This is a genomic window from Enterovirga aerilata (assembly GCF_013044135.1).
GTDB classification, from domain to species: Bacteria; Pseudomonadota; Alphaproteobacteria; order Rhizobiales; family Beijerinckiaceae; genus Enterovirga; species Enterovirga aerilata.
In genome coordinates this window covers 702,365-725,682 of record NZ_JABEPP010000001.1, presented here as the reverse complement: position 1 = coordinate 725,682, position 23,318 = coordinate 702,365, and the positions used below count along the sequence as shown (strand labels likewise).

The window sequence follows — 23,318 nt, the reverse complement described above, 5'->3', positions numbered from 1 at the left end:
GAGCCCTCCTACACGCAAGATCGGGATCGTGCAGCCGGCGAACGATGCCAGTCCGCACCCGCGAATGTTGGCAGCCCAGCTTCGTGGCTCGCCGCCCCGCGGTCTCTCTTGCGGTTCTCCGGACAAGCCCCGGCCTGTATAGGACCGGCATGATGCCGAACGACGCGCCCCTCTTCTCCGCTTGTGAGCCTTCCGCGTGAGCGGGGAGAGAGCGGCCGTGGATGCGCATGAGGAGCCGCTCGCCGGACTCGGGCAGCGGACCCTCGTGATGGGCGTCCTCAACGTCACGCCGGATTCCTTCTCCGACGGCGGCCTGTTCCAGTCGCCCGAGGCGGCTGTCGCGCACGCGCTCGCACTGGAATCGGAGGGAGCGGACATCCTCGACCTGGGCGGCGAGTCCACGCGGCCGGGCTATGTCCCGGTCCCGGCGGAGGAAGAGCAGGCACGGGTTGTCCCCGTGATCCAGGCGCTCGCGCCCCGGCTCAAGGTCCCGATCTCGATCGATACCTACAAGGCGGCGACTGCGAGAGCGGCACTCTCGGCCGGCGCGCGGATCGTCAACGACATCTGGGGCCTCCAGCGCGAACCCGCGATCGCGGATGTCGCGGCCGAGTACGGCGCGCCGGTGATCGTCATGCACAACCGGGAGACGATCGACCCGAGCACCGACGTCATGGACGAGATGCGGCGCTTCTTCGACCGCTCCCTCGCGATCGCGCGCCGCGCCGGCATCCCGGACCGGCACATCGTGCTCGATCCGGGCATCGGCTTCGGCAAGAGCCCGGAGCAGCATCTCGAGGCGCTGCGGCGGCTCCCTGAGTTGAAGGCGCTCGGCTTCCCCGTGCTGGTCGGCGTCTCGCGCAAGTCCGTGCTCGGGCGCGTCCACAAGGGGAGCGTGCCGCCGCGGGAGCGCCTGTTCGGATCGATCGCGGCGCATGTGCTCGCCGGAACCCTCGGCGCCGATATCGTGCGGGTCCACGACGTGCGCCAGCACGTGGAGGCGATGCAGGTGGTCGACGCGGTGTTGAGGCGGCCCCGATGAGCGACCGGATCGTCCTGCATCGCATCGCCATCTATGCCTATCACGGCGTGCTGGCCGAGGAGGAGCGGATCGGGCAGCGCTTCTATGTGTCGCTCGATTGCCGCCTGGACCTGCGCGAGGTCGGGCGCACGGACACGCTCCACACGGGCGTGTCCTATGCGGATCTCGCCCAAGTCGCGACCGATGTTGCGACCCGGCGCCGCTTCCGGACGATCGAAGCCGTGGCGGAGACGATCGCAGGAGAGCTCCTGTCGAAGTTCCCGCCGCTCGACGCCGTTACCGTGACGGTGGATAAGCCGGGCGCACCCGTACCGGCGATCCTCGACGGCATCTCGGTCGAGATCACCCGCCGGCGGGCCGACTAGCCGATGGGAATGATGCGGACCAGCACGAGGCTCGCCGCGATCAGGAGCAGCAGCGAGCCCGTCACGGCCGCGGTGACGCGCGGGCCGACGGCGACCAGCGCCCGGACATCGACTCCGAGTCCCAGAGCGGCCATGGACGCCACCGCCAGCAATCCGGCGGCGGCCGCGAGCCCGGACGCGAGCGCATCTGGAATGAGCCCCGCCGACCGGAAGGCTGCCAGCACCAGGAAGGCCACGATGAACCATGGAACGAGCAGGCCGAGTCCCGGCTGCCCGAGCCGCGCATCCTCGGGACCAGCAGCGCGCAGCCGCCGCGCCACGAGCGACAGGACCAGGATCATGGGCCCGAGCATCAGCACGCGCACGAGCTTGACGAGCGTCCCGACCTGGACGCTGGCGACACCGACGGGCACGGTCGCGGCGAGCACCTGCGGCACGGCATAGACGGTGAGCCCGGCCACGATCCCGTATTCGTGCTGCGAGAGCCCCGCCAGGGGAACGAGGAGCGGCAGGCCGAGAACCACGAGCACGCCGATGACCGCCGTGAAGGCGATCGAGGCGGCGACGTCCTTCGCATCGGCCCCGATGATCGGCGCGACGGCGACGATCGCGGAGTTGCCGCAGATGGCGTTGCCGCAGGCGATGAGGATCGCCATCCGGCTCGGCAGGCCGAGGCCGCGGGCGATCAGCCAGCCGAACGCCATCGCAAAGGTCACGATCGCCGCGATCCCGAGAAGGAGCGCCGTTCCGGAAGCCAGGATGGCCGACAGGCTGATCGCGGCTCCAAGCAGAGCGACCGCCACTTCCAGGATCTGCTTGGCGCCGAACGCGATCCCGGCGCGGAACCGCTCGGGAGGTTGCCAGACCGTGCGCAACGCCATCCCGAGCAGGATCGCGACCACCAGGCCCTCGATGAAGGGGTGACCGAGGAGCCGGCGCTCGGCATGTTCGACCGCGAGCGCCGCGGCGGCGATCGCGCAGCAGAGCATAAGGCCCGGGGCAAGCGATCCCGGGCAGCCTAACCAGGACCTCACCGCGCGAGACCGCGGCTTCGCCGGGATGCGCGGCACCGCGCGGTATCATTTCGGGGGGCGCGCGTCATGGCAGCGGGGATTCTCGCGTCGAGAAATAGATAATCGATATCCGTGGCCAGCCGCATACGCCGACACCCGCGCCGCGAGATGGCGCACGCGCATCGGCCGCGCCTAGAAGCGCCCCATCTCGGCCAGCACCCGATCCCGAAAGGTGCGGAGCCGCGCCTCGCTCCGATGCAGATCATACAGGCCGAGATAGCGGACGGGGGCGCCGCGGGCGATGAACCAGCGCAGATAGCGCGTGACCAGCTTCCGGGGCGGGTCGCCGATCCACCAGGCATCCAGCCGCGGCCGCCCGTAGGATGTCACCGCGACGAGCTTGCGGATGTGCCGTAGGTTCGGATGCATGCGTCCGTCGGGCCCGAGCGCGAAGGAGACGCCCGGGATCATCACCCGGTCCATGAAGCCCTTGAGGATCGCGGGCGGGCCGAAGCACCAGACCGGAAAGCAGAGAACGAGCGCCTCGGCCGCGAACAGCCGAGCGACGTAGCCTTCGACGCCCTCGCGGTTTCGCTCGGGATCGAAATAGCGCGCCCGCGCCGCCGGCGTGAGGACGGGTTCGAAGCCTTCGGCGTAGAGGTCGCAATCGTCGACCTCATGCCCGGCCTGCCTCAGCGTTGAGACGATCTCGCGGTGGAGCGAGCCGTGGAGGCTGTCCTGGAGCGGGTGGGCGAAGACGACGAGCACGCGCATGGCTGTCCTTTGCAGGATCGGTCCCAGGTCGACGGCCAGACCTTCGCGGGGCAGGCGCGGCGGGTCGAGGTCGAGAACATCGAGTCGCTCCTCTCACGCGCCTTCAGGGCTGCATGCAAGATGAACCGGCACGTCATGCTGCTTACGCCGTGCCGCGGACTTCCGCCGGTTCGTCCGCGACACGCAACCAGATGCTCTTCGCCGAGCCGGCCCGAGGATGCGGCGTCAGCCCATAGGCTGCCCCGGCGGCAGACATCCCCTCATGATGGCCGGGCCGCATCCTCACCGAGCGCCAGGAGCGCATCGAGAAGCGCCGCGAGGCTCTCCGTCCGGAGCGCTTCCCGGCCGATCCCCCTCCCCTTGGCCGCGGCCCAGTCCTGCCGCTCCGCCGTGGCCGAGCTCAGGAGGGGCTCGATCCCGGCCTCCCGGACGGCCATGGCAACCTCGCGCATCTCTTTGGCGCGGCGGCGGCCATGCTTGAGCGCGCGGCTCATCACGTAGCGGGCGAGGCCCGGCCAATCGGGATGCGGAAGCGTGTCGCCCAGCGAGGCAAGCACGTCCTCCTCGACGCCGTAATGCCGCGCCGCGAGCATGGATTCCGTCACGAGCGCCTCCAGGCCCTTGATCATGACGCTCCGGCACATCTTGACCGAGGAGGCGCGCCCGATCTCGGCCGAATGCACCTTCAGGTTCATGCCGAGGCCCGTGACGGCCGCCCCGAAGGTCTCGGCATGCGGTCCGCCGAGCAGCATCGGCGAGGCGACGCCCCTGGGCGGTACGCTCGTCATCACGGCCGCCTCCACGTAGCGCCCGCCTGCGGCCTCAATTTCGGCCGCGGCTCTCGCCTTCGTGCCGGGCGAGACCGAGTTGACGTCCAGGAAGAAGGGGCCGTGCGCGAGACCGCCCGCACAGGACCTTGCTGCCTCAAGAGCCGAACCGGCGGTGACACAGCTGATCACCAGGTCCGCAGAGGCCGCTGCCTCCCTCGCGCTCGGAAAGACCTGCACGCCGTCCTCGACGGCGTTCCGATGCTGCGGTGAAACGGCGTCGGCAAACGCAATGTCGAAGGCGCCGACGCAGACCGCGCCACGATCCCTGAGGTCGCGCGTGAAAATCCGGCCAACCTCGCCGAAGCCGACGATCGCGAATCGGATGGCGCGCAAGGGGAACTCCGATCCGGTCTCAGGCCGCGTCGGGGCGGCGGGCGGCGGCCGCGTAGGCGGCTTCCGGCACGAAGACCTCGCCCGTCATGAGGATGCGGGCCGTGCGCAGCAGGGCGGCCTTTCGCACCTCCAGCCCGCCCGCCCCCTGGACGAGGTCCGCCTCGACGGTGAAGAACCCGATCGGGTGCTCGACCTCGAAGCGCTGCGGCCCGCTCGCCGCGGAGCGCACCGCGATTCCGTCCGCCACCGAGCCGTCCAGCGCGCAGGCCGTCGCGACGCTGACCGCACCCAGCACGCCGATCGCCTTGTGGACGCGGTGCGGGATGAAGTTCCGCGTCGAGACCGCGCCGCCATTCTTCGGCGGAGCGATGAGGCACATCTTCGGCACGTTCTTGCGCGTGACGTCGCCAAGATTCATGGCCGGACCTGCCGCGAGGCGGATCTCCTCCACCCTGGCCTTCAGGCCGGTATTGCCCTCGAGCTCCTCCGGGCTCTCGTAGCCGGTCGCCCCGAGATCGGCGGCCCGCATCAGCACGACGGGCATGCCGTTGTCGATGCAGGTGACCTCGATGCCTCCGAAGCTGTCGCGGGCATGGCCGGTCGGCAGGAGCGCGCCGCAGCTCGAGCCGGCGATGTCGGTGAATTCGAGCATGATCGGGGCTGCCGTGCCCGGCACGCCGTCGATCCGGGCGGGGCCTGCATAGTTCACCCGGCCGCCCGGCGTCTCGACCGAGGCGATCGCGATCGAGTTCGTATTGACCATGTGGATGCGGATTCGCGTCAGATCGCCCGTCGGCTTCACGAGGCCGCGCTCGATCGCGAACGGCCCGACCCCGGCGAGGATGTTGCCGCAATTCTGCGAGGCATCGACGCGGGGCTCGTCCACGACCACCTGCAGGAAGAGATAGTCGACATCGGCATCCGGCCGCGTCGCCGGGCCGATCACGGCGATCTTGCTCGTAAGCGGGTCGGCGCCGCCCATCCCGTCGATCTGGCGCTCGTCAGGGCTGCCCATGACAGCCAGAAGGACCCTGTTGCGCGCCTCCGGATCGGCCGGCAGGTCGCGGCCCAGGAAGTAAAGCCCCTTCGAGGTCCCGCCGCGCAGGACGCTGCAGGGAATCGCGCGCTGCATCGGCCCCTCCCCCGTCAGGCGTTCTCCGGCTGGTCGACGTAGCGCAGGCCCTTTTCGCGCAGGCGCTCGCGCATGCCGTAGATGTCGAGGCCGAGCTCGCCGGCCTTGAGCCGGGCGCGCGTGTCGGCCTCCTTCGCCGCCCGCGCCTCGCTCGCCTTGAGCACCGCAGCGCCTTTGACGCGCGGAACGACCACGATGCCGTCGTCGTCCGCCACGACGATGTCGCCGGGACGGACGATCTGGCCAGCGCAGGAGACCGGCACGTTCACCGAGCCGATCGTCTCCTTGACGGTCCCCTGGGCCGAGATCGCCTTCGACCAGACCGGGAACTTCATCTCGGCGAGCGCCCGCACGTCGCGGCAGCCGCCCTCGATGACGAGCCCGACGACGCCACGCGCGGCGAGCGAGCAGGCGAGGAGCTCGCCGAAATAGCCGGCGTCCGAGGGCGAGGTCGGGACGACGACGAGAATGTCGCCCGCCTGGCATTGCTCGACCGCGACATGGATCATCGAGTTGTCGGCCGGCGCGACCTCGACCGTGACGGCGCTGCCGGCGACATGCGCGCCCGCCCAGACCGGCCGCATATGGGAGCGGAGCAGTCCGGTCCGGCCCTGCGCCTCATGGACGGTCGCGACCCCGTATCGCGCGAGGCCGCGCACAACCTCCGGATCGAGGCGGGGGACATTGCGGACGACGACGCTCATGGGATCAGGTCCGAGACGACATGCGGGAAGACGTTCTCGTACCCTTCCCCGTAGGTGATCTTCCTGTCGGAGTTCCGGGCGGCCTGCGCGCCGCGCTGCAGCGCGACCCGCGTGTAGTATTCCCAGAGGTGCTCCTGCCCCTCCATGCACTCGATCGCGGCGCGCTTCTGATCCCAGACCTCCGTGATGTCGAGGAGGACGTTCGGCTTCCAGTTGCACTGCTCGGGCTGGTGCGGCTCGAAGAGGAAGACGGGCGGGGCGCCGAGCACCTTCTCGCCCTGCTTGTGCCCATGCGCCTGGGCGATGATGCGGGCGTGCTGGGCGAAGTCCGTCGCGACCGGGTGGTCGTGGTTGTAGGGATCCTCGCGCGAATGGGTCAGCACGAAGCTCGGATGGATCGCCCGGTACACGTCGACCAGGCGGCAGAGCGCCTCTTCCGTGACGTGAAGCGGGTAGTCGCCGAGGTCGTAGAACTGGATGTCGGCGACGCCGAGCTTCCCCGCCGCGTTCTCCGCCTCCTTCCGACGGTCCGCCTTCACCCGCTCCAGGGTCATGCCGGGCTGGCGCCACAGCTTCGCGGATTCCCCGCGCTCCCCGTAGGAGAGGCAGACCACCGTCACGGCGACGCCGCGCCTGGCGTGGAGCGCGATCGCGCCCCCCGCGCGCCAGACGAAGTCGGCCGAATGGGCGCTGATCACCAGCGCCGTCCGCTGCATCTCGCTCACGCGATGTCCTCCAGCATCTCCTCGAGGGTCGGACTTCCATGCGTGTGGAAGGACTCGATCGTCTTGAGTCCCCAGGCCTGGCCCTTGCGCCGCTCCGCCTCCGTCCAGACGATCGGCTTCCAATCGGGCGCCAGGATCAGCCGCGCGCCGGCATTGGCGAGTTCGACCCGCATGCCCCCGGGCTCGTAGGCGTAGAGGAAGAAGGTCTGCTGGATGGCGTGCTTGTGCGGCCCGGTCTCGATATGGACGCCGTTCTCCAGGTAGATGTCCGCCGCCCGCAGGATCTCCTCGCGGCTGTCGAGTGCGAAGGTCAGGTGGTGGAAGCGCCCCTTATGGCCATGCGCCTCCAGCGTATAGGCGAAGTCGTAGGTCTTGTTGGTGCAGGTCATCCACATCCCGGCCTCGCGGCCGTCGTCGAGGACGATCTGCTCGGTCAGGCGGAAGCCGAGATAGGTCTCGAAGAACTCGCGGTTCGCCTTGATGTCCGCGGCGAGGCAGTTGAGATGGTCCAGCCGACGGACATTGGCGCCCCGCGCGGGAAAGCGCTGGGCCTGGTTCTTCAGGGCCGGGCGCAGCTCCGGCGGCGCCTGGTACCACTCGGTCTCGTAGTAGATCTCGATCCTGTGGCCGTCCGGGTCGTGGAAGGCGAATGCCGGACCGTGGCCGACATCGCCGTCCGTCCAGCCGATGTCGAAACCCGAGCCCTTGAGCGCCGCCACGCGCCGCTCCAGCGCCTGCGGTGAGCGTGTCCGGAACGCCATGTGGCGCATCCCAGTCCGCTTGCCGGCCGTAAGCTTCAGCGTGTGGTGCTCGTAGTCGTCCCAGCAGCGCAGATAGACGGAATCGCCGCTCTGTGCAGAGACGGTCATCCCGAGCACCTCGGTGAAGAACCAAAGGCTCTTCTCCGGCACCTTCGACGTGATCTCGAGATGGCCGAGATGAGCGATGTCGGTGATCGGTTCGGGCACCATCGGAAGCTCGTCGCGCTGATGCCGGCGCTCTTACAATCCGAGGGGTCGGGCGTCCTATACGATCGCATCCCCAGCTATGACGGATGGCTATAGCTCGCCTGCCGCCGTGCCGAAGCGCTCGGTCCCCCGGGTCGCCGCGCCGCCGGGCCCGGCGATCCGCCCGATGGTCTCGCGGATGATCGCCAGGACGATCTCGGCGGCAGGCGAGAGCGGGACCTCGCCGCGATAGATGACGCCGGCGTCCCGCTGCCCGCTCGGGACCGGGAAGGGGACGATCCGCATCGTGCCGCGCTCGAAATCTTCCGACATCAGGGTGCTGGGCAGGATGGCGAGGCTGTCGGAATGATGCACGAGGTCGCGCGTCAGGCCGGTGGAGCCGGACCTCAGGCGTGCCTGGCCGGATAGCCCGATCTCGGCCAGGATGTGCTCGATCTCCCGGCCGAGCCGCTGGCTCAAGGTCGGCAGCACGAGCTTGTAGCGGGCGAGATCGGCCACCGTCACCGCTTCCAGCCGGAAAATCGGGTGATCCGCCCGCGCTACGAAGGAGATCGGCTCCTGGTAGTGCGTCTCGCGCCGAAAGCCGTCCGGTGCGTCCGGCCCGTAGAGGCGCCCGACCACGAGTTCGATGTCGCCCGCCGCGAGCAGCGGCAGCAGTTCCTCCGTGCGGCCCTGGACGAGCCGGATCTGCAGGTCCGGATGGCGGCTCCTCGCGTCCGCCATGATGCGCGGCACGGCGCCTTCCGCGGCGACCGGCAGCGTTCCGATCGCGACGCTCCCGGCAGTGCCGGACAGGAAGCGGTCGAGATCGCCGTCGAGCCGGCGGATCTCGGCCAGGATGCGGCGGGTCGAATTCCAGACCACCTCCCCTGCCGGCGTCAGCCGCACGCCGCGGGCGTGCCGGTCGAAGATCCGGAAGCCGAACGTCTCCTCCAGCTCCTGCAGCGAGCGCGTCAGGGTCGGCTGGGCGACGTTCAGGGCCTTCGCGGCCCCGAGCAGGCTTCCATGCGTCGCGATGGCGTCGATGGCCCGCAGGGTCCTGACCTTGAGCTTCTGCTCCAGGTACCTCCGCTTCATAGCCCCTCGATCCTCGGCAGCCCCGGCCTCGCCCGCCCAACCCCGTTCCGCGACTGGATAGCGCCCCCCTCCGCACCGGAAAAGCGCCAGTTCAGCACCGCACGCAAACCGTGAGGCAATCGTGCGGCCGCATCTTCTGAATGCCGTGCCCGCGCCGGCGGCGCTCGTCCGGGGATCCCGGGGGGCCGAGCCGGAACGGATGAGAGACGCTTCACGAAGGCGCCGCTCCGTCCGAATATGATCGGACTGTCCTCCGTCCGCCGATCGTCCTCCGCATGCGCCAGCTCTACGACGACCTGTCCGGACCAGCCCCGGAGATCAGGCGCTTCGCCCAGGACGCGTTCCGGGCTTCATGCCTGGAGGACCTGAACGCTCTGTTCCGAAAGGAGCTCGGCCGCTTCGGCTTCAATGCGTTTGCGGCCGGGATGCTCCGGGGCGAGCCGCGGCCCGGCGGCTTCCTCCTGCTCCAATGGCCGCGCGCCTGGCTCGAGCTCTATGCGGCGCGCGGCTTCGCCAACGAGGACATCGCCGTGCTGGAGGCCCTCCGCAGCCCGCGGACCTTCACCTGGACGGAGATCAGGGCGGAGCAGCCCGATGCCTGCCCGGCGATCTTTGCGGCCGCGGCCGAGTTCGGCTGGCACGACGGTCTCGTCGTTCCGGTCCACGGACCCGGGCCGGGGCGCGGGATCATCAGCCTCGCGGCGCCGCGGCTCGATCTCTCGGCCGAGAAGCGGGCCGAGGCCGTCGCGATCTCGCTGACCGCCTTCGAGGCGGCGCGGCGGCTGGCCGAGGCGCCGAGCCCGGGGACGGACACCCTGACCCAGCGTGAGCGCCAGGCGCTCACGCTGGTCGCGCGAGGGCTGGACGATGCCGGCATCGCGGCCGCGCTCGGCATCTCCCCCGCAACGGCGCATTCCCATGTCGAAAACGCGAAGCGCCGGCTCGACGCCCGCACGCGGGCGCATGCGGTAGCGCTCGCGCTCAGCCGCGACCTGATCTGACCGCCGCGCCGCGTCCCCGGCGTCGGGACATCACGGCCGCGGCCAGGAGAAGCATGGCGACGAAGCCCATCATGAGGCTCGAGGCCGCGTTGATCTCGGGCGTCACCCCGAGCCGGACGCTGCTGTAGATCAGCATGGGCAGCGTCGTGGAGCCGGGACCGGACGTGAAGCTCGCCAGGACCAGGTCGTCGAAGGACAGCGTGAAGGCGAGCAGGAATCCCGCCCCGACGGCGGGCGCGATCAGGGGAAGCGTCACGGTCAGGAAGGCCGCGACCGGCTGCGCCCCGAGATCCGCCGCAGCCTCCTCGAGGGTTCGGTCGAGATCGACCAGGCGCGCCTGCACGACCACGGCCACGAAGGCCAGGGTGAGCGTCGTATGCGCGACCGTCACGGTCCAGAAGCCCCGCTCGAGGCCGAGCGCGACGAAGAGCAGGAGGAGCGAGAGCCCGGTGATCACCTCCGGCATGACCATCGGCGCGTAGAGCATGCCGGTGAAAAGCGTCCGGCTGCGGAACCGGCCGTGCCGGACGAGCGCGTAGGCCGCGAGCGTCCCGAGAAGCGTGGCGAGCGCGGAGGAGGCGACCGCGATCTTCAGCGACGTCCAGGCCGCCTCCTTGAGAGGCTCGTTGGCAAGCAGCGCCCCGTACCAGCGGGTGGAGAACCCGCCCCAGACGGTCACGAGGCGCGAGCCGTTGAACGAATAGAGGACGACGAGCGCCAGGGGCACGTAGAGAAAGGCGAGCCCGAGCGCGAGGGCGACGCCGTTGAACCAGGTGAAACGGCTGCGCCTCATCCCCGGGGCTCCAGCCTGCGCGCCTCGGCGTTGCGATAGGCCACGATCGGCCCGACCAGCAGCACCGTCATCACCACGGCCACCGCCGAGGCGAGCGGCCAGTCGCGGTTGGAGAAGAACTCGCTCCACAGGGTACGGCCGAGCATCAGCGTCTCCGAGCCGCCCAGAAGGTCGGGGACGATGAACTCGCCTACGATCGGAATGAAGCACAGGAGAGCTCCGGCCACGATCCCGGGTCGCGACAGCGGAAAGGTGACGGTCCAGAACGTCACGAGAGGCGAGGCGCCGAGATCGGAGGCAGCCTCCGCGAGCGTCGGGTCCTGCCGCTCGAGGCTCGCATAGAGCGGCAGGATCATGAAGGGCAGGTACGAATAGACGAGCCCGAGAAGCACCGCCGCGTTCGTGTTGAGGATCTGCAGCGGCTCGCCCACGATGCCGAGCGCCAGGAGGGCCCGGTTGAGAAAGCCCTCGGGGCTCAGGATCGCCATCCAGGCATAGACCCGGATGAGGAGGCTCGTCCAAAACGGCACGATGATCAGGGCAACGAGGATCGGCCGCCACGCGGCCGAGGCGCGGGCCATCGCGAGCGCGATCGGATAGCCCACGGCCAGCAGCAGGAGCGTCGAGACGGCCGCGAGGCCGAGCGAGGCCAGCCCGGCTCCCCAGTACAGGTCGTCCGCGAGCAGGGTCCGGTAGTTCTCCAGCCCGAGCCCTTCCACGAAGGCGCGCCATCTTTCCGGGTCGAGGCTCCATGGAAGCTGCGGCCGGTATGGCGGCTGGGCGGTGGCGGGCTCCGACAGGCTGATCTTCAGGACGATGGCGAACGGCGCGAGGAAGAAGAGCGCCAGCCAAAGGAAGGGCGGAAAGAGCACCAGCGGCCGGCCGACCGCGGCTGCACGGGCCTCGCTCATGGCAGCAGGACCGCCGAATCGGGAGGGAAGACGAGCTCGACCGCGGCGCCTTCGGCCATGCCTGCGGGGGCGCGCTCGTTCGGACGGGAGACCCGGAGGACCTGTCCGGGCGCGACCTCGACCCGGAACACGGTCTCCACGCCGAAATAGCTTTCGCCGACGATGCGGCCGGGCAGGCGGTTGAGACCCGGGCCATGTTCCCGTTCGGCGGCGAACCGGATCTTCTCGGGCCTGATCGCAAGCGTGCGGGCCGCACCGGAGGCGGCGCCGCCCACCTCCGCGGCCACCGCGAGCGGGTTTTCGGACCAGGAGGTCAGGACGCGGACGAGGCCGCCGTCGCTCGCGACGAGCTTGGCGTCCGCGAGATTCACGTCGCCCAGGAAACCCGCCACGAAGCGGCTCGCCGGGCGCTCGTAGACCTCGCGCGGCGGCCCGACCTGCGCCATCCGCCCCCGCTCCATGACCCCGATGCGGTCCGCCATGCTCATGGCCTCGTCCTGGTCGTGCGTGACCATGACGAAAGTCGTCCCGATCCGGTGCTGCAGCGCCTTCAGTTCCGCCTGGGTCTCCTCACGCAGGCGACGGTCCAGCGCGCCGAGCGGCTCGTCGAGAAGCAGGACGCGCGGCCTGCGGGCGAGCGCGCGGGCCAAGGCCACGCGCTGGCGCTGGCCGCCGGAGATCTGGCCCGGATAGCGGTCCCCGAGCCCCTCCAGCCGGACGAGACGAAGCATCTCCGCCACGCGCTCCGCGATCTCCGCCTTGGCCAGGGAGGCGCGCTCGAGCCCGTAGGCGATGTTGCGGGCGACCGTCAGGTGCGGGAACAGCGCATAGGACTGGAACATCATGTTGAGAGGCCGCCGGTGCGGCGGCTCCTCCGCGATATCGCGGCCGTCCAGCAGGATGCGGCCGTCTTCCGGATGCTCGAAGCCGGCAAGGAGACGCAGAAGCGTGCTCTTTCCGCAGCCGGACGGGCCGAGCAGGCAGAAGAATTCGCCCTCCCAGATGTCGAGCGTCAGGCCGTCGACGGCCGTCAGAGCCCCGAAGCGCTTCGTGACGGCCTCGAATCGGATGAGGGTTTTCGGATCGCCCCGCGTGTCCCCAGGAGCGTTCGCCCCGAAGCCGTCCGTCGCCGGATCGGCCAAACCTCGCCGGAAGAACAAGATGTCGTCGAACCTCGCGCCTTGTGACCGGCGCGACACTAGCGAAGCCGTGCGGCGGCCTCAATGCGCGTCGGCGGGCGCGGCTCCGAGCTTCGGCCGCTGGATGAACGGCGTCAGCAGCGCGAGCGAGCCGAACAGCAGGGTCATGATCAGGAAGACGTCCGCGAAGGACATCACGAGCGCCTGCTGGCGGACCATTCCGGCCACGGTCTTCAGCCCCGCGAGGCTCGCATCCGAGCCGAGCCGGGCATAGGCGCCCGTCATCGTCTGCAGCGTCTCGTTCGCGACCGAGCGGCTCCAGGTGACCTTCTCGTGCAAGCGGGCGAGATGCAGGTCCCACCGGTTGTTGAGGAGGGTGTTGATGAGCGCCAGCCCCACCGCGCCGCCGAGATTCCGCGTCAGGTTGAACAGGCCGGAGGCGTTCTTCATGCGATCCGGCGGGAGCGTGCCGAGAGCGATGTTGTTGATCGGGATCATGCAGATCATCAGCGACACGCCGCGGAGGACCTGCGGAACGAGGAGCTCCCAGAAATCCCAGTCCTTGGTGATGTACGACGCCCACCAGGTCCCGAGCCCGAACCCGATGAAGCCCGCCGCCATCATGGCGCGCGGATCGACCTTGCCGATCAGCCGGCCGGCAATGGGCGCCGTGAGGAACATGCAGATGCCGGTGACGAACATGGTCTCGCCGATCTGCAGAGCCGAATAGCCGCGCACGCGACCGAGATAGATCGGGTACAGATACGTGAGGCCGTAGAGGCCGATGCCCATCACGAAGCTGAACGCGCAGCCGGCCGCGAAATTGCGGTTTGCGAAGGCATAGAGATCCACGATCGGCTGGCGCGCCGCGAACATGCGCCAGAAGAAGCCGAGGCCCGCCCCGACGCAGATGACCGTCCCGATCAGGATGGCCTCGTCCTCGAACCAGTCGTTGACCGGCCCTTCCTCGAGCACGAATTCGAGGCAGCCGAGGAACGCCGCCATGAGCGCCAGCCCGGTCCAGTCGAAGCTCTTGAACAGATCGAGGTCCGGCTCGTCGAAATCGACCAGGAGATAGGTCGCGACGGTGACGAAGATCCCAGGCACGATGTTCACGAGGAAGAGCCAGTGCCAGGAGAACAGGTCCGTGAGGTAGCCGCCCACCGTCGGGCCGATGGTCGGGGCGAGCGTCGCCACCAGGCCGATGATCGGCGTCACCACGTTGCGCTGCTCCGGCCGGAAGATCGTGTAGGCCGAGGCGAAGACGGTCGGGATCATGCCGCCGCCGATGAAGCCCTGCAGCGCGCGGTACACGATCATCTGGTTGATCGAGGAGGCCGTCGCGCAGAGCAGGCTCATCATGGTGAAGCCCGCCGCCGAGATCACGAACATCCACCGCGTGGAGAGCACGCGCGACAGCATCCCCGAGAGGGGGATCATGATGACCTCGGCGATGAGATACGAGGTCTGCACCCAGGAGATCTCGTCCGCCGAGGCGGAGATACCGGCCTGGATCTCGGCGAGCGAGGCCGAGACGATCTGGATGTCCAGGATGGCCATGAACATCCCGAAGACCATGCAGAGGAAGGCGAAGAGCTTCCGCCCCTCCCCGGCCGGAGCGGCCGCCGCCTCCGGGGCGGGGGTCGCGAGCGCTGCGCCCGCCATGGCGGCTACCTGGACGCCTGCTCGGTCCGCGGATCGCGGGAATCCACGCGCACCACGACCGACAGACCCGGACGCAGGACCGCCTCCTCGGCGACGCCGGGGTCGACCTTGATGCGGACGGGGACCCGCTGGACGATCTTGGTGAAGTTGCCCGTGGCGTTCTCCGGCGGCAGCAGGCTGAACTGGGCGCCGGATGCCGGCGCGATGCTCTCGACCACGCCCGGAAACTCGCGTCCTGGGAAGGCGTCCACCTCGAGTTCGACCCGCTGCCCCGGCCTGATCCTGGCGAGCTGGGTCTCCTTGAAGTTGGCGTCCACCCGCACCGTGTCGAGCGGGACCAGCGCCGCGAGGCGGGTGCCGGGCTGGACATAGGCGCCGACCTCGACGGCGCGGTTGCCCACGACGCCCGAGACGGGCGCCCGCACGACCGTGAAGGAGAGGTCGCGCTCGGCGCGCGCCGCCGCGGTCCGGTACTCGGCCGCGACACGCTCGGCCTCGTCCTTCTGCGCCCTGAGCACGGCCACGTTGGCGCGTGCCGCCACAAGGGCCGCCTCCGCGGCCTGCACGTTGGCCGCGGCCCGATCGCGGTCGGCCAGCGACTGTTCCAGCCGCGCGCGCGAGGCGAAATCGGACTGGGACAGCCTCGCCTGGCGCTCGTAATCCGCGGCCGTGCGCACGGCATCGGCCCTCGCGGCGGCGATCTGGGGTTCCGCCTGCCGGACCTGCGCCTCCGCGGCCTCGATCTGGCGGCCGATCCGCTCGATCGCGGCCTCCTGGGTCGCCACCCTGTCCTGCGCCGCCTTGAGAGCGAGCCGATAATCCCCGTCGTCGATCCGGGCGATCACCTGCCCTGCCTGGACGTTCTGGTTGTTCTCCACCTCCACGGCCGTGACATAACCCGAGGCCTTCGCGGCCAGGATCGTCACATCCGCCCCCACATAGGCGTCGTCGGTCGAGACGAAGAAGCGCCCATGCGTCCACCAGCCGTAGCCGAAATAGCCGCCGGCAAGCAGCGCAACCGCGAGCAGCGCGACCAGGACGACGCGCTTGCGCGAGGGTCCGCGCGCTCCGGCATGTCCATCCCCGGCAGCCTCGCGCCCGCTGCGCGAGGCCGCGACCTCGGCGGTCCCGACGGGGCTCGATGCGCCGCGGCTCATGTCCGGAGCCTCGCTGGGAACGTCAGGTTTCGAAGGTGAGGAAAGGTCGCCTGACCGTAACATCGATCACTCCCGACGGACCGGCCCGACCGCCGGTCCGGCCCGGAATTGACCTCCGGGACCTCGACCATATATGTTGACCGAACGGTTCGGTCAATGAACCGACGGAAGCTCATGGCCACAGACACGCTCGAACCCCCACCGGAGACATGCGGGACCGACAGCGCCAAGCGCCGCCAGATCCTCGAGGGTGCGCGCCGCATCTTCCTGTCCGCCGGATTCGACGGCGCGAGCATGGGGGAGATCGCGAAGGCGGCGCGGGTCTCCAAGGGAACGCTCTATGTGTATTTCGACTCGAAGGAGGCGCTGTTCGAGGCGCTGACTCTCGAGGAGAAGGCGGGGCTGGCCGAGGCGCTCTTCCGGCTCGACGAGAGCGACCCCGACGTGCGCTCGGCCATGCGGCGGCTCGGCATCTCCTTCCTGGAGGCGATGCTGCGGCCTGACCACATCTCGTCCATCCGCATGGTGATCGGCGCGACGGACAAGTTCCCCCGCTTCGGGCGCGCCTTCTACGAGGCCGGGCCGCAGACCGGCGCCCGCCGCCTGCAGGCCTATCTGGACGCGCAGGTCGCGGCGGGCCGTCTGCGGATCGACGATACCCGGACCGCCGCCGAGCAGTTCCTCAGCCTCTGCTCGACGAACCTGTTCCGGCGGGCGATCTTCGGCGTCGGCCCGAAGCCGGAGGCCGACGACATCGCGCGCGAGATCGAGGCTGCCCTGACCGTCTTCTTCGCCGCCTACGGGACGGCCTGAGCCTATTCCTCCCGGAGCGCCGCCTGGACGCGGGCGTGCAGGATGTCGGGCCGCTTCAGGACGAGGGCGCCGCGCTTGCGCTCGATCAGGCCCTCCTGGTCCATGGCGGTGAATTCCCGCGTGACCTGCTCGCGACGGCAGCCGATCCGCGCCGCCAGCACGTGGTGGAAGGGCGGAGGCGTCACCACCCGCTCCGTCTCGCTTCCCTGCCGCGGCACGGAGAGGCGCAGCAGTTCCGAATAGAGCCGGTGGCGCAGATCGAGCACCGTCTGCTCCATGAGACGGGCGTCGAGCTCGCGCACCCGGCTCGTCAGCAGGCGGAAGACCCGGCCCGCGACGGTCGGGGCGCCGAACACGATCTCCTGGAAGACCGGGGCGGACATCACGCAGACCTCGCCCCGGGTGAGCGCGGTGACGTTGGCCGAGCGCTTCACCCCGTCCAGCGCCGCGAGCTCGCCGAAGAGCGCGCCGGGCTTCATCTCGCCGAGGATGACCTCCTTGCCGGAGCGCGTCCGGATGAGGACGCGAACGTCGCCGGAGTTGAGAAAGAAGACGTCCCGCGAGGGATCGTCGAAATCGACCAGGATTTCGCCCGGCAGGAAGTTCCGCCAGCGTACGCGCGTCTCGAAGCGAGAGAGATCGATCTCCGCGTCCTTGAACAGCGGAATGCCGGCCAGACGGTTCATGTAGTTCCCCCGGGCGGCATCGCTGCCGGATCGCCCGCGGGAGTCAAGCTTTATAGTGTTGCGGCGATGTTGCTTGGCAACCGGACAGCAACGCCGCGCTGCCCGCCTCGAGCACCCGGAGCACGCGCAGCGCCTCCCGGCCATCCGTGGGCGGGGGCTCGCCCGAGGCGATGCTCCGGAGAAACTGCCGGCATTCAAGCCGGAGCGGCTCGCCCTCCTCGACCGGAACGGCCTCGGGCTCGCCGCGCTCGATCAGCGCGGTGCCCCCGGTCTCGACGATCCGATATGGATGGAACGCGAGCTTCCGGGGCCAAGGCTCGCGGTCGTCGAAGACCGCCATGGCCTCCGTCCCGACCACGACGAGGCGCTGCTCCTTGTAGGGATGGAGCCAGGAGGAGCGTATCTCCGCGGCCGCGCCGCCCGGGAAGCGAAGGGCCAGCGTGGCCGTGTCGGCTATGTCGGAATGCGTATGGTAGCCGCCGAACGCGCTCACGCGGTCCGGCTCGGCCCCGGTCAGCGCCAGCACCATGGAGACGTCGTGCGGGGCGAGCGCCCAGAGCGCATCCTCCTCGCGGCGGATGGCGCCCAGGTCGAGCCTGGTGGAGACGATCGAGCGCACCCGCCCGAGCCGCCCTCCATGGACCAGCCCGAGGAGGGCCGCGAAAGCCGGATGGTACCGGAGGATGTGCCCGACCATCAGCACCCGGCGGCCTGCCTCCGCGGCCGCGCAGAGCCTCGCGCCCTCGGAGACGGAGAGCGCGAGCGGCTTCTCGACGAACAGGTGCTTGCCGGCCTCCAGCACGCGGAGGCCGAGCGGCAGGTTCTGGGACGGGGGCAGCGCGAACACGATCCCCGAGACGTCCGAGGAGCCGATCGCGTCCTCGAGGGACAGGGCCGGCACCCCGTGCGCCTCGGCCATGGCCGCCGCCCGCTCCGGGTGCCGGTCCACCACCCCGGCGAGAGCTCCGAGCTCCGCATAGTTCCTGACGTGGTTGCGGCCCCACCGGCCGCATCCGACGACGACGACCCGCGCCGTCCCGCTCGACTGTCCCAATCTCGTCCAACCGTAACGCCTCCTCTCGGCGGAGGGCGAGCGCTTCTAGCCCGACGGGCCCCCGGGGTCGAGGCGAGGATGCGGCCTTGCTCCGGACACGGCCAGACGCCATGACGGGCCCATGCTCCACCTGAACGAACTGAGCTATCGCATCGGCGAGCGGCTGCTGCTCGACCGCGCGACCGTTGCGCTGCCCGCGGGAGCGCGGGTCGGGCTCGTCGGCCGCAACGGGGCGGGCAAGACGACCCTGTTCCGGCTGATCCTCGGCGAGATCGCGAGCGAGGGCGGCGCGGTCGCGCTGCCCCGCGGCGTGCGCATCGGGGCGGTGGCGCAGGAGGCGCCGGGCGGGCCGGAAACGCTGCTCGACGTCGTGCTCGCGGCCGACAGGGAGCGCGCCGCGCTCCTCGCCGAGGCCGAGCACGCCGATGGGATGCGCCGCGCCGAGATCGAGACGCGGCTGGTCGACATCGACGCCTATTCCGCGCCGGCCCGGGCAGCCGCCATCCTGCACGGGCTCGGCTTCGACGCGGCGGCGCAGGCGCGTCCGTGTTCCGCCTTCTCGGGCGGCTGGCGCATGCGGGTCGCGCTCGCGGCCGTCCTCTTCACCGAGCCCGACCTGCTCCTCCTCGACGAGCCGACCAACTATCTCGACCTCGAAGGCACGCTCTGGCTCTACGACTATCTGGCGCGCTACCCGCACACGGTGCTCGTCATCAGCCACGACAGGGAGCTCCTCGACACCTGCGTCGACCACATCCTCCATCTCGACCGGGGCAAGCTCTCGCTCTGGCGCGGCGGCTATTCCTCCTTCGCCCGCCAGCTCGCCGAGAAACGGCGGCTGGAGGCCAAGTTCGCAGCCAAGCAGGAGGCCGAGCGCAAGCACCTCCAGGCCTTCGTCGACCGGTTCCGCGCCAAGGCCTCGAAGGCCAGGCAGGCGCAGTCGCGCATCAAGCGGCTGGCGAAGCTCGAACCGGCCTCGCTGGTCGTGGAGGACAACGTCCTGCCCTTCGACCTCCCCTCGCCCGAGCGCCCGCTCTCGCCCCCGATCATCGCCATGGACCGGGTCGAGGCGGGCTATGGCGACCGCACGGTCCTGAGGCGGCTCGACCTCACGCTCCTGCCGGACGACCGCATCGCGCTGCTCGGCTCGAACGGCAACGGCAAGTCGACCTTCTGCAAGGTGCTCGCCGGCAAGCTCGAGCCGCTCTCGGGAACGGTGACCCGCTCCAACAAGCTCGAGGTCGCCTATTTCGCCCAGCACCAGCTCGACGAGCTGTCAGGCGCGCCGACCCCATACGCCCATGTCGCCGCCCGCATGCCGGGCCAGCCGGAATCGAAGATCCGCGCCCGCTGCGCCCGGCTCGGCTTCCAGGGGCCGAAGGCGGACACGCCCGTCTCGCAGATCTCGGGCGGCGAGAAGGCCCGGCTCATGATGGGTCTTGCGGCCTTCAACAAGCCGCATCTGCTCATCCTCGACGAGCCGACGAACCATCTCGACATCGACAGCCGCACCGCCCTGATGGAGGCGATCAACGACTACGAGGGCGCCGTGATCCTCGTCAGCCACGACCGCTTCCTGATCGAGGCCTGCGCCGACCGGCTCTGGCTCGTCGCCGACGGCACCGTCTCGACCTTCGACGGCGACATGGACGATTACCGCCGCTTCGTCCTCTCCGGCGGCGAGAAGAAGCCGGCCAGGACCGCCCCCGAGCCGGAGGAGGAGCCCCTCTCCCGTGCCGAGGACCGGCGCCAGGCGGCCGAGCGCCGCAAGTCGGCCGAGCCGAAGAAGAAGCAGCTCGAGGTGCTCGAGGCCCGCATCGAGCGGCTCTCCGGCGTCATCGCCAAGGTCGACAAGGCGCTGGCCGACGGCTCGGCCTACGAGACGGACAAGAAGAAGGCCAACGAGCTCGCCCGCATGCGGGCCGAGGCGGCCAAGTCCCTCGCCGCGGCGGAGGACGAATGGCTCGCGCTTTCGGGCGAGCTGGAGGGGGTGGGGTAGCGAGCTGCACCTCCGCTCACGCAGGCCGGTGCCGGGGCTGGCTGGATTCCGGCTTTCGCCGGTATGAGCGGGAGGTGAGCGTTTCCTTCTCCCCCTTGCGGGAGAAGGTGCCCTTCGCGTCAGCGAAGGGCGGATTGGGGGTCGACCCCCTCACCCGGTCGCCCGCTGCCGCGGTCGACTCGACCTCTCCCGCAAGGGGAGAGGTGGGCACGAGCGGGCACGCGCCGTCCGTCCCGGGAGCGGAAAGTGCGGAGAGGCGCCCCCCTCAATGCGGGGCGAGCATGTCCTCCGGCCGGACCACCCGGTCGAACTCCTCCGCCGTGACGAGGCCGAGATTGATGGCCTCCTCCTTCAGCGTCGTCCCGTTCTTGTGGGCGGTCTTCGCGATCTTGGCGGCGTTGTCGTAGCCGATGGAGGGCGCGAGCGCCGTGACCAGCATCAGCGAGCGGCTCATCAGCTCCGCGATCCGCTCGCGGTTCGCCTTGATCCCGACGACGCAATTGTCGGCGAAGCTGATCGCCGCGTCGCCGAGCAGGCGGGAGGATTGCAGCACGGCGTTGATGATGACCGGCTTGAACACGTTCAGCTCGAAATGGCCCTGGCTGCCGGCCATCGCGACGGTCGCGTTGTTGCCGACGACCTGGCAGCAGACCATGGTCAGCGCCTCCGCCTGGGTCGGGTTCACCTTGCCCGGCATGATCGAAGAGCCGGGCTCGTTCTCCGGCAGGCTCAGCTCGCCGAGCCCCGAGCGCGGGCCCGAGCCGAGGAAGCGGATGTCGTTGGCGATCTTGAACAGGCCGGCCGCCAGCGCCGTGAAGGCGCCCTGCGTGAAGACGAGCGCGTCGTTGGAGGCGAGCGCCTCGAACTTGTTCGGCGCCGTCACGAAGGGGAGGCCCGTGAGCTCGGCGACCTTGGCCGCGAAGGCCTCGGCGAATTTCGGGTGCGCGTTCAGCCCCGTGCCGACGGCCGTGCCGCCCTGCGCGAGCGCATAGAGGCCGGGCAGCGTCGCCTCGATCCGGGCGATGCCGAGCGCCACCTGCGCGGCGTAGCCCGAGAATTCCTGGCCGAGCGTGACGGGCGTGGCATCCTGCGTGTGGGTGCGGCCGATCTTGATGATGTCGGCGAATTCCTTCGCCTTGTCGTCCAGCGCCTTGTGGAGGTGGCGGAGCGCCGGCAGAAGCCGCTCGTGGATCTCCCGGGCGGCCGCGATATGCATCGCGGTCGGGAAGGAATCGTTCGAGGACTGGCCGCGATTGACGTGGTCGTTCGGGTGGACGGGGGACTTGCCGCCGCGCTTGCCGCCGAGCGCCTCGTTGGCGATGGCCGCGATCACCTCGTTGGCGTTCATGTTGGACTGCGTGCCGGAGCCGGTCTGCCAGACGACGAGGGGGAACTCGTCGTCGTGCTTGCCGGCGACCACGTCGGCGGCAGCCGCCGCGATGGCGTCGGCGATCTTGGGATCGAGCTCACCCAGGTCCTTGTTCACGAGCGCGGCGGCCTGTTTCACGAGCCCGAGCGCGCGCACGAGAGGGATCGGCATGCGCTCGCCGCCGATCCTGAAGTTCTGGATCGAGCGCTGCGTCTGCGCGCCCCAGTAGCGATGGGCCGGCACCTCGATGGGCCCGAACGTGTCGGACTCGGTGCGCGTCTCTCCTGCAGGTGACATCATGGCCTCTTCTGATCGCCGGGCTTCGGACTAACTTTGGCGGATGACGGCCGCTTCTTCCTCCACGGCGCGCCCGGACGCAATCCATTCCGGAACGCGGCTCTTCCGGCCGCCCGCGCCGCGTCCCCTGCGCCGCCCGCCGGACCTCTTCACGTTCTTCCGGGCCGCGCGCGAAAACCCGCTGGAGAGCTGGACGGAGGAGCATTTCGAGAAGCCGATTCTCGCCGCCCAGGGCGTGCTCGGCCGCATCACGGTGCTGAGCGATCCGGCCGCGATCCGGCACGTCCTCGTCGACAATGCCAGGAACTACCGCAAGGACGACCTGCAGCGGCGCGTGCTGGCGCCGGGCCTCGCCAACGGTCTCCTGACCGCGGAGGGCGAGGAATGGCGGGCGCAGAGGCGCGCCCTCGCGCCGCTCTTCGCGCCGCGCCACGTCGCGGGCTTCGCGCCCGCCATGGACGAGGCCGCCCGGCGGCTCGTCCGGCGCCTGCTCCGCCGCGGCGACGGTCGGACCGTGGACGTGGCCGTGGAGATGACGCGGGTCACGCTCGACGTGCTGGAGCGGACCATCTTCACGCACGGGCTCGCGCGCGATCCCGATGCGCTCGGGCGCGCCATCACCCGCTATTTCGACGCGATCGGCCCCGTCGACCCGCTGGACGTGTTCGGCCTGCCGGACTGGCTGCCCCGGATCGGCCGCATCCGCGCGCGGCCAGCCCTGCGCTTCTTCGACGAGATCGTGACCGAGCTGATCGAGGCGCGCAGGCGTCTTCTGGCCTCGGGCAGGGCGGCTCCGGAGGACCTGCTGACGCTGCTCCTGAAGGCGACCGACCCGGAGACCGGGCAGGGCCTGACCGACCTGGAGGTCCGGGCGAACATCGTCACCTTCATCGGGGCGGGCCACGAGACGACCGCGAACGCGCTCTCCTGGTCGCTCTTTCTCCTATCCGGGGCACCGGAGGTGCGCGCCCGGGTGGAGCGGGAGGTCGAGACCGCCTTCGCGGACGGGCCGGACGCCCCGCCTTCCCTCGACCGGCTCGCCTTCACGCGCGCCGTCGTGGACGAGGCGATGCGGCTCTATCCGCCCGTCCCCTTCATGAGCCGCGCCGCGATCGGCGAGGATCGGCTCGGCGGGATGCGAATCCCGGCCGGGTCGCTCGTCATGATCGCGCCCTACGTGCTGCACCGGCACCGCACCCTGTGGGAGGCGCCGGACGATTTCGATCCCGACCGCTTCATGCCGGGACGGCGCGAGACGATCGACCGCTACGCCTACCTGCCCTTCGGGGCGGGGCCGCGCGTCTGCATCGGGGCGTCCTTCTCGCTACAGGAGGCCGTCATCGTGCTCGCGCGCTTCGTCCGGGAGCTCCGCTTCGCCCTGGTGGAAGGCCACCGGGTCATGCCGGTGCAGCGGGTCACGCTGCGGCCGGGCGGCGGCTTGCCGATGCGGATCGGCCGGCGGAACGCCTGA

The 23,318-nt window shown here is 70.0% G+C and carries 22 protein-coding genes; 6 read left to right on the top strand and 16 right to left on the bottom strand.

The features are described 5' to 3' along the window. Positions 1-268 precede the first annotated feature (268 nt). Entirely contained in the window at positions 269-1,042 is a 774-nt protein-coding gene (gene folP, locus HJG44_RS03585; protein ID WP_171217296.1) for a dihydropteroate synthase, read from the top strand. Next, entirely contained in the window at positions 1,039-1,407 is a 369-nt protein-coding gene (gene folB, locus HJG44_RS03580) for a dihydroneopterin aldolase (protein ID WP_171216935.1), read from the top strand. Before folP ends, folB begins: the two co-directional genes overlap by 4 nt. Here the strand turns inward: folB and HJG44_RS03575 are convergent. The 8 genes from HJG44_RS03575 to HJG44_RS03540 form a co-directional block, all read right to left on the bottom strand. Next, complete coding sequence (locus tag HJG44_RS03575; protein WP_171216934.1) at positions 1,404-2,396, bottom strand: YeiH family protein; 993 nt, start codon at positions 2,394-2,396, stop codon at positions 1,404-1,406. The genes folB and HJG44_RS03575 overlap by 4 nt on opposite strands. A gap of 216 nt (positions 2,397-2,612) precedes the next feature. Further along, entirely contained in the window at positions 2,613-3,194 is a 582-nt protein-coding gene (locus tag HJG44_RS03570; RefSeq protein WP_171216933.1) for an NAD(P)H-dependent oxidoreductase, read from the bottom strand. Between the two features lie 260 nt (positions 3,195-3,454). Then, positions 3,455-4,357, bottom strand: coding sequence for a DUF1932 domain-containing protein (locus tag HJG44_RS03565; RefSeq protein WP_171216932.1), 903 nt, complete (start codon positions 4,355-4,357; stop codon positions 3,455-3,457). A 19-nt stretch (positions 4,358-4,376) separates the two neighbouring features. Continuing rightward, positions 4,377-5,489: a 4-oxalomesaconate tautomerase gene (locus HJG44_RS03560; protein WP_171216931.1), complete on the bottom strand. Its 1,113-nt coding sequence runs from the start codon at positions 5,487-5,489 to the stop codon at positions 4,377-4,379. A 14-nt stretch (positions 5,490-5,503) separates the two neighbouring features. Continuing rightward, positions 5,504-6,193: a 4-carboxy-4-hydroxy-2-oxoadipate aldolase/oxaloacetate decarboxylase gene (locus tag HJG44_RS03555; RefSeq protein WP_171216930.1), complete on the bottom strand. Its 690-nt coding sequence runs from the start codon at positions 6,191-6,193 to the stop codon at positions 5,504-5,506. Further along, positions 6,190-6,909 carry a PIG-L deacetylase family protein gene (locus HJG44_RS03550; protein WP_171217295.1) on the bottom strand — a complete coding sequence of 240 codons (720 nt, stop codon included), beginning with the start codon at positions 6,907-6,909 and terminating at the stop codon, positions 6,190-6,192. The genes HJG44_RS03555 and HJG44_RS03550 overlap by 4 nt, the downstream gene beginning before the upstream one ends. A 5-nt stretch (positions 6,910-6,914) precedes the next feature. Beyond that, positions 6,915-7,889 carry a catechol 2,3-dioxygenase gene (locus HJG44_RS03545; RefSeq protein ID WP_171216929.1) on the bottom strand — a complete coding sequence of 325 codons (975 nt, stop codon included), beginning with the start codon at positions 7,887-7,889 and terminating at the stop codon, positions 6,915-6,917. Positions 7,890-7,976: 87 nt separating this feature from the next. After that, entirely contained in the window at positions 7,977-8,963 is a 987-nt protein-coding gene (locus HJG44_RS03540) for a LysR family transcriptional regulator (protein ID WP_171216928.1), read from the bottom strand. Positions 8,964-9,238: 275 nt separating this feature from the next. Between HJG44_RS03540 and HJG44_RS03535 the strand changes: the two genes are divergently transcribed. Then, a complete protein-coding gene (locus HJG44_RS03535) occupies positions 9,239-9,964 on the top strand; it encodes a helix-turn-helix transcriptional regulator (protein WP_171216927.1) in 726 nt (241 codons plus the stop codon). Here HJG44_RS03535 and HJG44_RS03530 read toward each other — a convergent pair. The 5 genes from HJG44_RS03530 to HJG44_RS03510 form a co-directional block, all read right to left on the bottom strand. Then, positions 9,945-10,757 carry an ABC transporter permease gene (locus tag HJG44_RS03530; protein ID WP_171216926.1) on the bottom strand — a complete coding sequence of 271 codons (813 nt, stop codon included), beginning with the start codon at positions 10,755-10,757 and terminating at the stop codon, positions 9,945-9,947. The two genes, HJG44_RS03535 and HJG44_RS03530, sit on opposite strands and share 20 nt — an antisense overlap. Beyond that, positions 10,754-11,668 (bottom strand): ABC transporter permease, encoded by a 915-nt coding sequence (locus HJG44_RS03525; RefSeq protein ID WP_171216925.1) that lies wholly within the window; start codon positions 11,666-11,668, stop codon positions 10,754-10,756. Before HJG44_RS03525 ends, HJG44_RS03530 begins: the two co-directional genes overlap by 4 nt. Then, positions 11,665-12,810, bottom strand: a complete 1,146-nt coding sequence (locus HJG44_RS03520) for an ABC transporter ATP-binding protein (RefSeq protein WP_171217294.1) — start codon at positions 12,808-12,810, stop codon at positions 11,665-11,667. Before HJG44_RS03520 ends, HJG44_RS03525 begins: the two co-directional genes overlap by 4 nt. A 78-nt stretch (positions 12,811-12,888) precedes the next feature. Next, positions 12,889-14,472, bottom strand: a complete 1,584-nt coding sequence (locus tag HJG44_RS03515) for a DHA2 family efflux MFS transporter permease subunit (protein ID WP_171216924.1) — start codon at positions 14,470-14,472, stop codon at positions 12,889-12,891. A 5-nt stretch (positions 14,473-14,477) separates the two neighbouring features. Beyond that, the gene (locus HJG44_RS03510) at positions 14,478-15,629 is read right to left on the bottom strand and encodes an HlyD family secretion protein (RefSeq protein ID WP_171216923.1); all 1,152 of its coding nucleotides are present in this window, start codon (positions 15,627-15,629) and stop codon (positions 14,478-14,480) included. Positions 15,630-15,803: 174 nt separating this feature from the next. Here HJG44_RS03510 and HJG44_RS03505 point away from each other — a divergent pair, with 174 nt between their 5' ends. Next, positions 15,804-16,442, top strand: coding sequence for a TetR/AcrR family transcriptional regulator (locus tag HJG44_RS03505; RefSeq protein WP_171216922.1), 639 nt, complete (start codon positions 15,804-15,806; stop codon positions 16,440-16,442). 2 nt (positions 16,443-16,444) lie between these two features. Here HJG44_RS03505 and HJG44_RS03500 read toward each other — a convergent pair whose 3' ends face one another. After that, positions 16,445-17,128, bottom strand: coding sequence for a Crp/Fnr family transcriptional regulator (locus tag HJG44_RS03500; RefSeq protein WP_171216921.1), 684 nt, complete (start codon positions 17,126-17,128; stop codon positions 16,445-16,447). 43 nt (positions 17,129-17,171) lie between these two features. Continuing rightward, the gene (locus tag HJG44_RS03495; RefSeq protein ID WP_171216920.1) at positions 17,172-18,182 is read right to left on the bottom strand and encodes a Gfo/Idh/MocA family protein; all 1,011 of its coding nucleotides are present in this window, start codon (positions 18,180-18,182) and stop codon (positions 17,172-17,174) included. A gap of 121 nt (positions 18,183-18,303) precedes the next feature. Here HJG44_RS03495 and HJG44_RS03490 point away from each other — a divergent pair, with 121 nt between their 5' ends. Further along, positions 18,304-20,181 (top strand): ABC-F family ATP-binding cassette domain-containing protein, encoded by a 1,878-nt coding sequence (locus tag HJG44_RS03490; protein WP_171216919.1) that lies wholly within the window; start codon positions 18,304-18,306, stop codon positions 20,179-20,181. A gap of 265 nt (positions 20,182-20,446) precedes the next feature. Here HJG44_RS03490 and fumC read toward each other — a convergent pair whose 3' ends face one another. Continuing rightward, entirely contained in the window at positions 20,447-21,847 is a 1,401-nt protein-coding gene (fumC, locus tag HJG44_RS03485) for a class II fumarate hydratase (protein ID WP_171217293.1), read from the bottom strand. A gap of 43 nt (positions 21,848-21,890) precedes the next feature. Here fumC and HJG44_RS03480 point away from each other — a divergent pair, with 43 nt between their 5' ends. Beyond that, complete coding sequence (locus tag HJG44_RS03480; RefSeq protein WP_171216918.1) at positions 21,891-23,318, top strand: cytochrome P450; 1,428 nt, start codon at positions 21,891-21,893, stop codon at positions 23,316-23,318.

What these genes read in the sequence shown, in the direction of transcription:
- folP (WP_171217296.1), top strand. Translation starts at nt 269, where the DNA reads ATGGGCGTCCTCAACGTCACGCCGGATTCCTTCTCCGACGGCGGCCTG.
- folB (WP_171216935.1), top strand. Translation starts at nt 1,039, where the DNA reads ATGAGCGACCGGATCGTCCTGCATCGCATCGCCATCTATGCCTATCAC.
- HJG44_RS03575 (WP_171216934.1), bottom strand. Translation starts at nt 2,396, where the DNA reads ATGCTCTGCTGCGCGATCGCCGCCGCGGCGCTCGCGGTCGAACATGCC.
- HJG44_RS03570 (WP_171216933.1), bottom strand. Translation starts at nt 3,194, where the DNA reads ATGCGCGTGCTCGTCGTCTTCGCCCACCCGCTCCAGGACAGCCTCCAC.
- HJG44_RS03560 (WP_171216931.1), bottom strand. Translation starts at nt 5,489, where the DNA reads ATGCAGCGCGCGATTCCCTGCAGCGTCCTGCGCGGCGGGACCTCGAAG.
- HJG44_RS03555 (WP_171216930.1), bottom strand. Translation starts at nt 6,193, where the DNA reads ATGAGCGTCGTCGTCCGCAATGTCCCCCGCCTCGATCCGGAGGTTGTG.
- HJG44_RS03550 (WP_171217295.1), bottom strand. Translation starts at nt 6,909, where the DNA reads ATGCAGCGGACGGCGCTGGTGATCAGCGCCCATTCGGCCGACTTCGTC.
- HJG44_RS03545 (WP_171216929.1), bottom strand. Translation starts at nt 7,889, where the DNA reads ATGGTGCCCGAACCGATCACCGACATCGCTCATCTCGGCCATCTCGAG.
- HJG44_RS03540 (WP_171216928.1), bottom strand. Translation starts at nt 8,963, where the DNA reads ATGAAGCGGAGGTACCTGGAGCAGAAGCTCAAGGTCAGGACCCTGCGG.
- HJG44_RS03535 (WP_171216927.1), top strand. Translation starts at nt 9,239, where the DNA reads ATGCGCCAGCTCTACGACGACCTGTCCGGACCAGCCCCGGAGATCAGG.
- HJG44_RS03530 (WP_171216926.1), bottom strand. Translation starts at nt 10,757, where the DNA reads ATGAGGCGCAGCCGTTTCACCTGGTTCAACGGCGTCGCCCTCGCGCTC.
- HJG44_RS03525 (WP_171216925.1), bottom strand. Translation starts at nt 11,668, where the DNA reads ATGAGCGAGGCCCGTGCAGCCGCGGTCGGCCGGCCGCTGGTGCTCTTT.
- HJG44_RS03515 (WP_171216924.1), bottom strand. Translation starts at nt 14,472, where the DNA reads ATGGCGGGCGCAGCGCTCGCGACCCCCGCCCCGGAGGCGGCGGCCGCT.
- HJG44_RS03510 (WP_171216923.1), bottom strand. Translation starts at nt 15,629, where the DNA reads ATGAGCCGCGGCGCATCGAGCCCCGTCGGGACCGCCGAGGTCGCGGCC.
- HJG44_RS03505 (WP_171216922.1), top strand. Translation starts at nt 15,804, where the DNA reads ATGGCCACAGACACGCTCGAACCCCCACCGGAGACATGCGGGACCGAC.
- HJG44_RS03500 (WP_171216921.1), bottom strand. Translation starts at nt 17,128, where the DNA reads ATGAACCGTCTGGCCGGCATTCCGCTGTTCAAGGACGCGGAGATCGAT.
- HJG44_RS03490 (WP_171216919.1), top strand. Translation starts at nt 18,304, where the DNA reads ATGCTCCACCTGAACGAACTGAGCTATCGCATCGGCGAGCGGCTGCTG.
- fumC (WP_171217293.1), bottom strand. Translation starts at nt 21,847, where the DNA reads ATGTCACCTGCAGGAGAGACGCGCACCGAGTCCGACACGTTCGGGCCC.
- HJG44_RS03480 (WP_171216918.1), top strand. Translation starts at nt 21,891, where the DNA reads ATGACGGCCGCTTCTTCCTCCACGGCGCGCCCGGACGCAATCCATTCC.